Source organism: Ralstonia mannitolilytica (assembly GCF_905397375.1).
GTDB classification, from domain to species: domain Bacteria; phylum Pseudomonadota; class Gammaproteobacteria; order Burkholderiales; family Burkholderiaceae; genus Ralstonia; species Ralstonia mannitolilytica.
In genome coordinates this window covers 177,435-189,895 of record NZ_CAJPVG010000001.1, presented here as the reverse complement: position 1 = coordinate 189,895, position 12,461 = coordinate 177,435, and the positions used below count along the sequence as shown (strand labels likewise).

General features: G+C 67.6%; 9 protein-coding genes and 1 pseudogene. 4 read left to right on the top strand and 6 right to left on the bottom strand.

The window, feature by feature from the left end; all coding sequences use genetic code 11:
* Nucleotides 1-11 precede the first annotated feature (11 nt).
* Together KHN96_RS00780 and cls are read right to left on the bottom strand one after the other, a co-directional pair.
* A complete protein-coding gene (locus KHN96_RS00780) occupies nucleotides 12-1,280 on the bottom strand; it encodes an MFS transporter (RefSeq protein WP_062738929.1) in 1,269 nt (422 codons plus the stop codon).
* A gap of 89 nt (nucleotides 1,281-1,369) precedes the next feature.
* Nucleotides 1,370-2,803 (bottom strand): cardiolipin synthase, encoded by a 1,434-nt coding sequence (gene cls, locus KHN96_RS00775; RefSeq protein ID WP_045219820.1) that lies wholly within the window; start codon nucleotides 2,801-2,803, stop codon nucleotides 1,370-1,372.
* A 185-nt stretch (nucleotides 2,804-2,988) separates the two neighbouring features.
* Here cls and KHN96_RS00770 point away from each other — a divergent pair, with 185 nt between their 5' ends.
* The gene (locus KHN96_RS00770; RefSeq protein WP_062738930.1) at nucleotides 2,989-4,710 is read left to right on the top strand and encodes a phospholipase D family protein; all 1,722 of its coding nucleotides are present in this window, start codon (nucleotides 2,989-2,991) and stop codon (nucleotides 4,708-4,710) included.
* 102 nt (nucleotides 4,711-4,812) lie between these two features.
* Here the strand turns inward: KHN96_RS00770 and KHN96_RS00765 are convergent, their stop codons facing one another.
* A complete protein-coding gene (locus KHN96_RS00765; protein ID WP_045219824.1) occupies nucleotides 4,813-4,953 on the bottom strand; it encodes an entericidin A/B family lipoprotein in 141 nt (46 codons plus the stop codon).
* A gap of 297 nt (nucleotides 4,954-5,250) precedes the next feature.
* Between KHN96_RS00765 and KHN96_RS00760 the strand changes: the two genes are divergently transcribed.
* A complete protein-coding gene (locus tag KHN96_RS00760; protein WP_062738931.1) occupies nucleotides 5,251-6,825 on the top strand; it encodes a methyl-accepting chemotaxis protein in 1,575 nt (524 codons plus the stop codon).
* Between the two features lie 9 nt (nucleotides 6,826-6,834).
* Here the strand turns inward: KHN96_RS00760 and KHN96_RS00755 are convergent.
* Together KHN96_RS00755 and KHN96_RS00750 are read right to left on the bottom strand one after the other, a co-directional pair.
* Nucleotides 6,835-8,146 (bottom strand): annotated as a pseudogene (locus KHN96_RS00755) (EAL domain-containing protein).
* Between the two features lie 224 nt (nucleotides 8,147-8,370).
* Entirely contained in the window at nucleotides 8,371-9,276 is a 906-nt protein-coding gene (locus tag KHN96_RS00750) for a flagellar brake protein (protein ID WP_045219830.1), read from the bottom strand.
* Nucleotides 9,277-9,403: 127 nt separating this feature from the next.
* On the opposite strand from KHN96_RS00750, the gene KHN96_RS00745 reads away from it, so the two are divergent.
* On the top strand, nucleotides 9,404-9,922 hold the full coding sequence (locus KHN96_RS00745) for a GtrA family protein (protein ID WP_045219832.1): 519 nt from the start codon (nucleotides 9,404-9,406) through the stop codon (nucleotides 9,920-9,922).
* On the opposite strand, the gene KHN96_RS00740 is transcribed toward KHN96_RS00745, so the two are convergent.
* Entirely contained in the window at nucleotides 9,919-10,401 is a 483-nt protein-coding gene (locus KHN96_RS00740) for a hypothetical protein (RefSeq protein ID WP_045219834.1), read from the bottom strand. The two genes, KHN96_RS00745 and KHN96_RS00740, sit on opposite strands and share 4 nt — an antisense overlap.
* 643 nt (nucleotides 10,402-11,044) lie before the next feature.
* On the opposite strand from KHN96_RS00740, the gene KHN96_RS00735 reads away from it, so the two are divergent.
* Nucleotides 11,045-12,412 (top strand): sensor domain-containing diguanylate cyclase, encoded by a 1,368-nt coding sequence (locus KHN96_RS00735; protein WP_115044490.1) that lies wholly within the window; start codon nucleotides 11,045-11,047, stop codon nucleotides 12,410-12,412.
* Nucleotides 12,413-12,461: the final 49 nt, after the last annotated feature.

Here is a 12,461-nt window from a genome sequence, read left to right as displayed (position 1 = left end):
GCGATGGGCGTTCAGGCTGGCTCGCCGCGCGTCGGCCCGAACGCCATGTCCGCACCGGCGGCCGTCGGCTGACGCAACAGCCGCACCGCGGGCGACTGCAGGATGCACAGCAACTGCAGCGCGAAGCCTGCAAGTGCCGCCACCAGGCAAGCGCCCATGCCGGCCCGCGCCGCCAGCCACGCGGCCAGCGCAGCGCCCAGCGGCCGCGCCCCATACGACATCACGTTCACCGCCGAGACGCGTGCCAGCAGCGCGGGCGGCGTCACGGTCTGCCGCAGCGTCGTTGTGCTGACCACCCACAGGATCGGCCCACAGCCCAGCAGGAAGAACCCCGCGTGGGCCAGTGCGGGCCACGGCTGCCACAGCGTGGCCGCGAGCAACACGCCGCCGGCCAACCCGCAGACCGGGCCCGTTGCCACGACATGGCCGAAACGCCAGCGCGCCAGGATGCGCGCGGCCAGCAGCGCGCCGACCACCATGCCGGCGCCGTACATCGCCAGTGTGAATCCGATCGCCTGCGCCGACAGCCCGAGCCGATGCGCGGCATATGGCACGAAGATCGCAAACACCATGAAGATGGCCGTGGTGAAGAGGAACTGCGTGGCAAACACCGGGCGCAGCAACGGATGACGGAACACAAAGCGCGCGCCTTCCGCGATGTCCTGCAGCGGATGCGATGCACGCCGTGCGTCCGGCGCAGGCGACGCCACACCCCGCAGCAGCACGGCCGCCACCGCAGATAGTCCTGCGGCCAGCAGGAACGCCGCCGTGGCCCCCGTCCAACCGATCAGCGCGCCGCCGATCGCCGGCCCGCAGGCAAACGCCACCGTGCGGGCAAGTTCGATGCGCCCGTTGGCGCGTGAGAGCATGGCGGATGGCACGAGCGATGGCATCAGCGCGGGCGCCGCCACGCTGAACACCACCGTGCCGCACACCGCGACAAACCCGAGCAAGCCGAGCATCGGCAGATTCAGCAGCCCGGCCGCCAGCAGCCCGGCGACTGCAAGCAACGCCATCGCCCGCACTGCTTCTGCGCTGGCCATCAGCGCGCGTTTTGGCCAGCGGTCGGCCAGCATGCCAATCGGAATGGCAAACAGCACGAACGGCAGCGTCAGGGCCACTTGCAGCCAGCTCGCCGTACTGGCGTCGGCGTGCAGCGCGAGCACCGCCACCATCGGCATGGCGGCCAGCGCAATCTGCTCGGCGGATTGTGCCGCCAGGTTCGAACCGGCCAGCCGGTTGAAGCCCGCCGGCAGCGGCTTGGCAAAGGACTCGGACATCGCGCTTCTCCTGAAGACGTTCGCTTCAGGCTACGGATGTCGACGCGGGGATGCGCTCCGCTTCTTGCTGCCAAATTCGGCCGGGGGGGCTACAGGATCGGCGCGAACAGCTTGGCGACGTGCATGATCACGCGGCGCAGCGGATGCGCGTGCTCGTATTCGTCGCGGCCGACGCGCGTGGCCTGGCCGAAATCGGCTTCGAGCATCTGGGCCACGTCGTTGGCGAAGCGCGCGTCGGCCGTCATGATCATGAGCTCGAAGTTCAGGCGGAACGAGCGGTTGTCGAGGTTCGCGCTGCCCACGGCGGCGGCATCGTCGTCGATGAGCACGACTTTCTGGTGCAGGAAGCCCGGCAGGTAGCGGTAGATCTTCACGCCCGCGCGGATGGCCTGGTATGCATACAGGGTGGAGGCCAGGAACACCACGCGGTGGTCCGGCCGCGACGGGATGAGGATGCGCACGTCCACGCCACGCAATACGGCCAGGCGCAGCGCGGCAAACACCGCCTCGTCGGGAATGAAGTACGGCGTGGTGATCCACAACCGCTTGCGCGCCGACTGGATGGCCTCCATGAAGAACAGCGAGCAGGTTTCCTGTTTGTCGGCCGGGCCGCTGGCGACGACCTGGCAGACCATGTCCTCATCGGGGCGCAGCTCAGGCACGATCAGCTGCGGCACTTCGCGCGCGGCCCAGTACCAGTCTTCGGCAAAAGTCAGCTGCAGGTCCATCACGGCCGCGCCGACTATCTCGATATGCGTGTCGCGCCACGGCGCCAGCGGCGGCTTCTCGCCCAGGTATTCGATACCGACGTTGTGGCCGCCCACGTAGGCGCGTTCACCGTCCACCACCACGAGCTTGCGGTGGTTGCGGAAGTTGAGCTGGAACCGGTTGACGAACCCGGCGTGCGTGGAGAACGGCTTGGCGAGCACGCCGCCCTCCGTCAGCCGCTGCACGTAGTGGCGGGGCAGGGCATGGCAGCCGATGCGATCGAACAGGAAGTACACGCGCACGCCGGCGCGGGCCCGTTCGACAAGCAGTTCGGCCAGGCGGCGGCCGAGCGCGTCGTCATGCACGATGAAGAACTGCACGATCAGCACCCGCTGCGCCTGGGCGATGGCCGCGAAGATGGCTTCGAACGTCTCCGCGCCGTTGACGAGCAGCCGCACCCGGTTGTGCGACAGGCACGGCATGCCCGTGAGCCGGGGCAGGGCCTGCATGCAGGCATGTTGCGGCACGACCACGCACGATTCATGGTCGCGCAGGCGGCGCCAGTCGTCCGACAGGGTGATCTCGCGCATGCGCGCATTGTTGAAGCGCCGCGCATCCACGTAGCCGGCGAACGTGCTACGTCCGAAGATCAGATACGGAATCAGCGTGAACTCGGGCAGCGTGACCAGCGAAATGGCCCACGCAATGGCGCCCTGCGATGTGCGCACCGTCAGCACCGCGTGCACGGCGGCGAGCACGCCCACGCAGTGCATGACAAAAATGAAGGCGGCGAACGCCGTGGTATTGGTCAGCATCAGAAGCAGCAGAGTAAAGCCCACCCTGAGTCATTTTGACATGGCCCAGGTGGCGTCGGACAAACACGGATACTTCCGCCCCGCCCGGTTGGCGTAGGCTCGCCGCATCGGGGACGGCCGGCATGCGGCTTGCTAATGTGCCGTTGCCGTCCTGTCGAGCAGCGACGACAACCATCAGGACGATCATGCAACCGCTTCCGAGACTCCCTGTGCAGCATTCGCGCGGCTGGTTCGCCTGGCTCGTCGTGCTGCTGGCCGCCTGTGCAAGCCTGCCAGACCATGTCGACCGGCCCGTGACGACGGCGCTGGCCGCCCCGGCGCCCGCCACCTCGCTGGGGCGCCTCGTGCAGGCCAATGCGCCGTCGCCCGACGTGTCGGGGTTCCGGTTGATCGCCTCGGGCGAGGAGGCCTACGCCACGCTGCTCACGCTGGCCGACCGTGCCGAGCGCACGCTGGATCTGCAGTACTTCATCATCGAAAGCGACAACAGCGTGCGTGAGCTGATGCGCCATGTGCTCGCCGCCGCCGAGCGCGGCGTGCGCGTGCGCATGCTGGTCGACGATCTGCACAGCGACGGGCGCGACGTGGCGTTCCTGAAGTTCTCCTCGCACAAGAACATCGACGTGCGGCTGTTCAACCCGTTTCCGGGCGGGCGCATGTCGAACGTGACGCGCTACCTGAGCGGCGCGGCCGAGTTCCGCCGTGTCAACCGTCGCATGCACAACAAGGCCTTCATTGCCGACAACGCGCTGGCGGTCACGGGCGGCCGCAATCTCGGCGCGGAGTATTTCACGCAGGACAAGAACACGAACTTCGTCGACCTCGACGTGCTGGCGGCGGGGCCTGCGGTGCGGCAGTTGTCGGCCGCGTTCGATTCGTACTGGAACAGCGAATTCGCCTATCCGGTCCAGGCGCTGGCGCCCGAACCCAGCAACGCGCATCCGCCCGAGCAGAAGGACGGCAACTATCCGCCGCCCGTGCCGGCCGCCCGCACACCGGAAGGCCCACCGCGGCATATCGACGTACCGACTGCGCCCCTCGATTTCGGCTCGGGTCCGCAGGAATCCGCACGCAGCGTGGCCGACGTCGAGCAGCAGCGCATGCGCAACGAGACGGATCTGGCCCACCCGACGCCGACTGAGTCGCTGCCCCTTCGCCCTGCGCTGCGGGACTGGTTCCTGGCCGATCAGATCGCGCGCCGCCGGCTGCGCCTGGAGTGGGTGCCGGCGCAGGTCATTGTCGATCGCCCGGCCAAGGTTTCCGGCGAAAAGGTGGAACCGGGCGGCGAGCGCCTCGCCCAGACCCTGCTGCACCTCATTGACGAAGCGAAGAGCGAGGTGGCCCTGATCTCGCCGTATTTCGTACCCGGCAAAGCCGGCGTGGACGTGATCCGGCATCTACGGGAGCGCGGCGTGCGGCTGCGCGTGCTGACCAACTCGCTGGCCGCCACCGATGCGCCCATCGTCCACGTGGGCTATGCGAAATACCGCAGCGCGCTGCTCGACAGCGGCGTCGAGCTGTACGAACTGCGCCCGACGCTCGGCGATCGCCCGAAGGCGGTCGGTTCGTTCCGTTCGTCCCAGGCGAGCCTGCATGTGAAGTCGATCATCATCGACCGCAACACGCTGTTCGTCGGCTCGATGAACATCGACCCGCGCTCCATTGCACTCAATACCGAGACCGGGTTGATCATCCGCAGCCCGGTGCTCGCGCAGGCGGTCGCCAGGCTGTTCGACGACTCCATCGGCGACAGTGCCTACCGCGTGACCCAGGTGGAGGGCCATCTGCGGTGGACCACTCACCAGAACGGCAAGGAGGTCTCCGTCGACCACGAGCCCGACGTGGGTTTCGGGCGTCGGGCATGGATCCAGATGCTGGCGCCGTTTACGCCGGAGGAATTGCTTTAGGCCCACCGCCCGGTCAACCGATGCGGGGCGTGGCCAAAGAAAAACGCCGCAATGCGCGGCGTTTTCTTATTCAGGCGGGATTGGCCTTCGGGGTTGGCCCCATTACATCTTCTGCTTGGTGCTATCCGCCGCGCTTTCCAGCTTCTGGCCGCCCGTTTGGATGTCCTTGCCCATGCCGGCCATCGTGTTGCAGCCCGCCAGGACAACGCAGCCCAGGGCCAGCAGTGCGATCAGTGTCTTCATCTCGATCCCCTTGAGAGCAGTGCGGCATACCGCACGGTTTCGCGTGATTGCCATCCCACGGGATGGCGCAACGTGCATTCTAGAGCCACCCCACGCCGGCGGGGTGCGCCCGGGGCATCTTTTTTACAGTCCGGGTATCACGGCCGCCACATCCGAGACATTCAGGCGCCGGCCCTCCATTTCTGTCCGACGCTGCCGTTAGAACCTTTCAGGAGTGAACCCGGATCGCCCACGCCGTGCTGCAAGCAGGGGAGCACGACAGTACCGGACGGCCGAACCAAGCAAGGGAAACGACATATGTGGAAGTGGATGGATACGAGCATTCGGACGCGGCTGACGATCCTGGTGGCCGCATTTGCTTTGATGATTGCAGTGGTGGGCGCGGCCGGCATCGCGTCCGGGCGGGCGACCAACGCCGATCTGCGCGCGGTGTATCTGGAAGACGCCAAGGGGCTGGACCTGCTGGCCAAGGACACGATCAATCTGCTGTGGGCGCGCATTCACCTGACGAACTTCGATTCGGTTTCGTCCCCGGAGGAGCTCAAGAAGCTGCTTGCCGATGCGCACGGCATGGTCGATTCGGCCAACGCCGCCTGGGCCGAATTCATGAAGCTGCCCGTGCCCGAGGCTGACCGCGCCCAGCTGCAGGCGGCCGATGCCGCGCGCAGCAAGTTCGTCAAGACCGCGCTGGAGCCCGCCATCGCCGCGCTTGAGCGCAGCGACCTCACCACTTACCGAGATCTGAACACGACGCAGGTGCCGCAACTGTTCAACGCCTACGACGTGGCGCTCGCCCCGCTGGTCAAGGCGAGGTTTGCCTATGGCCAGGCGCGGTTCGACCGCTCGCAGTCGCGCTACACCATGAGCATCTGGATTTCGGGCGGGCTGCTGGCGGCCGCGCTGTTGCTCTCGGTGGTGGCGCGCGGCGTGCTGGGTCGCACCGTGGTGCGCCCGTTGGAGCGCGCCATCCAGGTGTTCGAGCGCATGGCCGCAGGCGACCTTGCCACGCGCGTGGAAGGGCAGACCGCCGCCGGCCGCCGCGATGAGACCGCGCGCCTGATGCACGCCGTGTCGCAGATGCAGGCAAGCCTGCAGCGGATCATCGGGCAGGTGCGGACGGGGTCGGACTCCATTGCGAGCGCCACCAAGCAGATCGCCGCGGGCAATGCCGACCTGTCGCAGCGGACCGAACAGCAGGCCTCGTCGCTGGAAGAAACGGCGTCGAGCATGGAAGAGCTGACCAGCATCGTCAAACAGAACGCCGATAACGCGCGTCAGGCCAGCGCGCTGGCGGTCAATGCGTCAGGCATCGCCGCCAAGGGCGGGGAGGTCGTCGGCCGCGTCGTGGAGACCATGGCCGGTATCGACGAGAGCAGCCGCCGGATCGCCGACATCATCGGCGTGATCGAGGGCATTGCCTTCCAGACCAACATCCTTGCGTTGAACGCTGCCGTGGAGGCCGCCCGCGCCGGAGAGCAGGGCCGCGGCTTTGCCGTCGTGGCCGGCGAGGTGCGCAGCCTCGCGCAGCGCAGCGCGACGGCGGCCAAGGAGATCAAGGAGCTCATCAGCGATTCGGTCGGCCGCGTGCAGAACGGCACCACGCTGGTGGCCGAGGCCGGCAGCGTGATCGACGAGGTGGTCGTCGCCGTCAAGCGCGTGACCGACATCATGGGCGAGATCAGCGCGGCGTCGGAAGAGCAGAGCAGCGGGATCGAGCAGGTCAACCAGGCCGTCACGCAGATGGACCAGGTGACCCAGCAGAATGCGGCGCTGGTCGAGCAGGCCGCGGCCGCTGCAGAGTCCCTCGAAGAACAGGCGGAGGCGCTGCGCAGCGCGGTGGCCGTCTTCCGCGTCGACCACGCGCAAGCGTAGGGGCCGCGTTCAGGGCAGGAGGTCGCGCGCGCGTTCGGCGATCACGTCTTGTGTATCGTCGATCCAGCGTGCCGGAAATGGCTGTGAGAGCAGGTAGCCCTGGAGCACGTCGCAACGGCATGCGCGCAGCGCGTCGAGCTGGGCAGCCGTTTCCACGCGCGTGGCCGTGACGGGCACGCCGGCGGCGTGGGCGGCCGCCACCAGCTGATGCAGGGCAGCGTGATCACCGGCATTGGCCACGGCGCTCACGACGGCCTGATCGAGCTTGACCTGGTCGGGGCGGAAGGTTTCAAGGCACGCCAGGCTGTAGCTCGTGGCGCCGAAGTCTTCGACGGCCACGCGTGCACCGCACGCATGCAATGTCGCGGACGACGTCGCTCAACTGCGGGTCGAGCAACTGCGCCGCCGACAGGTTGACCGCCGCATGCACCTCGGGCTGGCGCCGGGCGCCACTGTGCGGTGCACGCTCGGACTCTTCGCGTTGCAGGCCGGCGAGCATCTGCGCGGCGTTGTCGAGTACCCAGCGGCCCACCTCGCGGATGTCGCCGGTCTGCTCCAGGATCGGCAGGAAATCCGCCGGTGGCACGCCGCCCAGCTCGGGCGAGATCCAGCGCAGCAGGAATTCATAGCCGACGATGCTCCCGTCGGCGAGGCTCAGCTGCGGCTGCAGGTTCAGGCTGAACTGGCGCCGAGCCAACGCGTGGCGGACATGGGCTGCCAGCCGCGGGCGTTCGGCCATGGGGTCGTGCCGGCCAGGTGCGGCTGCGTCGTTGCTGCCGCGCTGTGCCGTTGCGGCCGGCGGGTAGAGGGCGGGGCTTTGTTGCCTGCCGTGCTGAACCCCGTAGAGGGCGCGGTCAGCCTGTTCGATCAGGCGCGCCGCATCGTATGGCGTGCTGTCGAACAGCGTCATGCCGATGCTGCACGAGCACACGAGTTCATAGCCGTGTGTGATGAAGGGCCGCGCGAGCGCTGCCGAGATGCGCCGTGCGAGGTCGTGCACGTCCTGCGCGGAGTCGAACTCGGCCGAGGCAATGGCAAACGTTTCTGCACCCACGCGACCAACCACCGGCGCGCCTTGTGCCCCCGGCGGGCACAAGGCCTGCAGGCGCGCTGCGCATTCCACGATGACCGCGCGTGCGGCCAGCGGCCCGAGCGTGGCCGTCGCCTCGGCAAAATGGTCAAAGCCGATCAGCAGCAACGCGCCGACCGCGTCCCGGCGTGCGGGTCGCGGCATGGCTGCCAGCGATTGAACGAATCGTTCGCGGTCCGGCAATCCGGAGATGGGGTCCAGACCCAATGGCGCAGACCTTGCGCGATTCATAGATAGGGCCGTCCTGCAAATACCTTTGATGCGGAAATGCGTGCGCCCGATTGTGCTTTGGCGATTGTGTCGCGGCTGACAAGCGGGCCTGCGGCGATCATAAGCCCAAAGCGCGGCTCGGGGGCCAGTCCATCGTCTGCTGTCGCGCCAACCTCACGCGTGTTTTTAACGTTTTAACGTTGCTTAATGCTGATCCAAATCGTGTGTACATCGCGCCGCTTTGCTCAGACCATGCGCTGGCCGCCCCACAGCAACTGCTCGTAGATGAAGCACTGCAGCAGCATCTTCTGCGCGGCGACGAGCTCGATGAACTCCACGCCGTATTGATAGACATTGGGCAGGTCTGCGGGCTTTTCGCTGCGGATGAGCGCGGCCGCCACCAACTCGGAGTGATAGTCACGCGTCTTCACCCGGAAGCGCAGCCGCGCCGGCGCCCCACTCACGTGCAACCGGTGCGCTGAACGGAACGAGGCGCCCGTCGTGCTGATGTCGGAAATATGGATCATGCGCGGCGGCTCGCCGCTGACGAGCATCTTGCCGACCACGTTGGCGCGCACGCGCAGCGATTTGCGCAACGCGCGGTTCTTGATGCGCCGCGGCGGCGAGAGCACGACGTACTCGAACGGAATCCGGCATACCGCCATCACTGTGCATTCGAAGCTCGCAATGCCTTCGCCCGAAAACGCGTGGATTTCCACCAGCTCGTCCTTGACCGGCATGACGGTGCGGCCGTTGTCGGTGGGCATGGTGATCAGGAGGTGGCGCTGAGGGCTGTAACCCATGACGCGTGCGGCGCCCTTGGTGTGGCCGGCGCCGGCCGTGAGGCGCACGGTGAGCATGCCGCCGGGGCGCAGCCCCAGCAGTTCCATGGCGACCGTACGCTCGGCCTCGGTGTCGCCGCCCATGTCCGGGAAGAGCGTGTTCGGAAACGCCGTGTTCGGAAATGCAGGCGCGGCCGCCGGCGCGCCCTCGGCCTGGCGATGCGGGCGATGCAGCGTGAAGAGCAGCTCGATCTCTTCCGGCGAATGGATGACGTCTCCCTTCGGGACGAGCAGCTGTCCGTCGGCGTCCAGCATCGGCCACGGCAGGGGAATCGCTAGCGGAATGTCGAGAGGTTGAAGTTCGAGCATGGCAAGACAGCGTGGAGCCCGCGGTAGCGCGGCGCCCCACGTGTCTATACGGCCAAATCTTGCACAACTTTAAGCGCACTTGCGGTGCCGGCGGCCGGTATGGCACGCGGGTTGCGGCGGCGCCCTCATGATCGAGCACAATGGCGATTCCAACGTGAATGGGGCTGGCGCGGCGATGGGCCATCGACGGCATTTCTGGGCAGCGGTGGAGCAGTTCACACGCTACGTCGTGATCGGCTTCGGCGCGACATTGGTCCACTACGTGGTGCTCTTCGGGCTCGTGCAGGCAGGCGTCTCGCCGTGGCGGGCGTCGGTGACGGGAAGCGTGCTCGGCGCCACATTGAACTACTTCATCAGCCGGCAGGCCGTGTTCAACAGCACGCGCGGCCACATGGGTGCCATGGTGCGCTTTGGGATCGTCGCGTTCCTGGCGCTGGGCTGCAACGCCACCATCATGGCGATCGGGCTGGGGCTCGGCCTGTACTACCTCATCGCGCAGGTCTTCGCCTCCGCCATCACCGCGATCTTCAATTTTCTTGTGCACCGGCACTGGACCTTCCGCGATGCGGCGGCGGTGGGTGCGCCAACCGAGCCGCAGCCGGTCATCGCGCCGCGGCGCGCGCGCGGCAGGCAGCCGGATGCCTAGTGCTGGCTGGCGGGGCGGCGGGCCGTCGGCCGGATCGCCGGGCTGCCGGTGGCCAACATGACGTCATCGATGCGGGTCGCGGGCGTACCGGGCCCGTCGTCATCGGGCAAACGCTCCACCACGAGATGCACGTCGATCACATCGGCCAGGCCTGCCGCTTCCAGCGAGACGAGCGCCGCCAGTTGCGCGATCGCAAACGTATCCGCGAGCAGCGGTGTGTCGTCGTGCAGGTCTCCGCCGACCCGCCTGCGCGCGGGGCCGTGCTCGGTTCGGTGGGAACGCTGCGCCGCATCACGCGCGCGGTAGGCGAAATAGGCGTCGGCAAAATGGACGCGATGTGCATCGAATACGCGCACGGCGGCGGTCAGGGCATCGTCGATCCAGGCCGGATCGACGGGCGGGGTGCTTTCGGGCAGACCCGCCAGCTTGAGGGCATAGCGGTGCGTTTGCGTGCCGGGGGCAACGAAGCTCAATTCCATACGATCTCCTGCAACCGCGTGTTGGTGCCGCGGCTCGCCGTGTTGGACTCGCCCCCCGAGGCGATTTTCAAGAATAGTAACGGAGTCAGCCGGTCGTGGCAGCGTTTCGTGCGTCCGGAGGAGCGTCCGTGGCCTTGTTTCGAACTGCAGACATCCGCATAGCCGTGTGCGCGGCGCGGCCTGCGGCAAACGGCTGCCACCGTGGGGGTCTGCGTACCTAGCCGAAAGGTTAGCTGCCGCCCGATGAGCCGGCGGTGTACAGTTGCCGCACGTCTGGGACCGCCGGGCGCCTGCCGACAATCGGCATCAACAAAACGCTGACGGGGATGACGCGGGGCGCGTTTCCTTCGCGTCGACTTGTACTCGAGGGCATGCTGCATCTGTGCCCCTCGCGGGAAGGGATTGCCCCGTTAACTCGCGGCGTCTATAGTCCGCCTCGATTCGCGCGCATGGGTTGCGCGCGACAGGTCTGTCCACCGCCAGCCGTCAACGGGCCCGGCAGACTACGAGACCGGTTACGGGGACCTCCGCCGACCACCGCCGCATCCAGCCCACGCAAACCATTGCACCGTGGAGCCCGGCGACGGGACGGCCATCACGCCAGTCGCTCCCTGGACTGCCGCATTCGCGAAACTGCATCGCCATGCTTGAGGACCACCACTTGTACAAGGCTGCGATCGAACATTCGCCGATAGGGATCGGCCTGTGCGCGCCGGAGGGTCGCTTCCTCGACGTCAATCGTGCGCTGTGCGCGCCGACGGGCCACGAAGCGCAGGCACTGCGCTCGCGCGCGCTGTTCGACCTCTGCCATCCGGACCATGCGGAGCGGACGCGGCGCGGTGTGCAGGCGCTGCTCGCGGGCGAGCGCGAGGCGCTTTCGATGGAAACCCGCCTGGTGCGCCATGACGGCAGCACCGTCTGGGTGCAGGCCGATCTCGCCGTGGCGCGCACCGACACCGGGAGCGGCGGCAGCCACCTCATCGTGCAGCTTCAGGATGTGACGGCGCGGCGCCTGGCGCTGGAGGCGCTGCGGGCATCGGAGCAGCGTCTTGCCTATGTGCTCGACGGCGCGGGGCTCGGTACGTTCGACTGGTCCACGCGCGCGCGACACGTCTCGTTCAACCGCCGCACCGCCGACATGCTGGGCTACGAGCCGGCCGACCTTCCCACCGATCCGGATGCATGGTTTGCGATGGTGCATCCGCAGGACGCCGTGCTGAGCGTGCGCCGCATTTACCGGCACCTGCGTGGCGATGCAGACAGTTTTGAAGTCGAGCAGCGCATGCGGGCCCGCCACGGCCAGTGGATCTGGGTGGCGGCGCGCGGCCGCGTGACCGAGCGCGATGCGCGCGGCGTGGCCACGCGTGTGAGCGGCACGCTGCTCGACGTCACCAAGCGGCGCGCCGCACTCGACCAGGCGCACCATCTGGCGCTGCATGACCCGCTGACCGACCTTCCCAACGCGCGCCTGCTGCGCGACCGGCTGTTCGTCGCCATCCAGGCCGCACGCCGCGCACGCAGCCAGGTGGCCGTGGTCTTCATCGACCTGGACCGGTTCAAGCCCGTCAACGACGAATACGGCCACGCCGTGGGAGACCTCGTGCTCAAGGCCACGGCAATGCGCCTGCGCAGCGCCCTGCGTGCGTCGGATACGGTGGCGCGCCTGGGCGGCGACGAATTCGTGGCTATCCTCACGCATTGCGCCACGCGGCAGGACGTCACGCAGACGATTGAACGCCTGATCGAGCAGTTGCAGACGCCGTTTCGCGTGGAGGGCCACGTGCTGTCGATGGGCGTGAGCGCCGGTGTGGCGCTGTACCCCGCAGACGGCCGCGACGCGCAGACGCTGATCCGCAATGCCGATGCGGCCATGTACGAAGTCAAGCGCGCGGGCGGCAATGGCTTCGGCTTTCATGCCTCGCTCAATTACGAGCGGCTGATGGGCATGCGATCGCGCGAGCGCGGCCGTGATCGCGATCGCGATGTCGACGGCGAGGCCGGCGCGCGCTGAGCACGGCGCGCAAAACAAAACGGCCCGCCGCAATGGCAGGCCGTCTTCT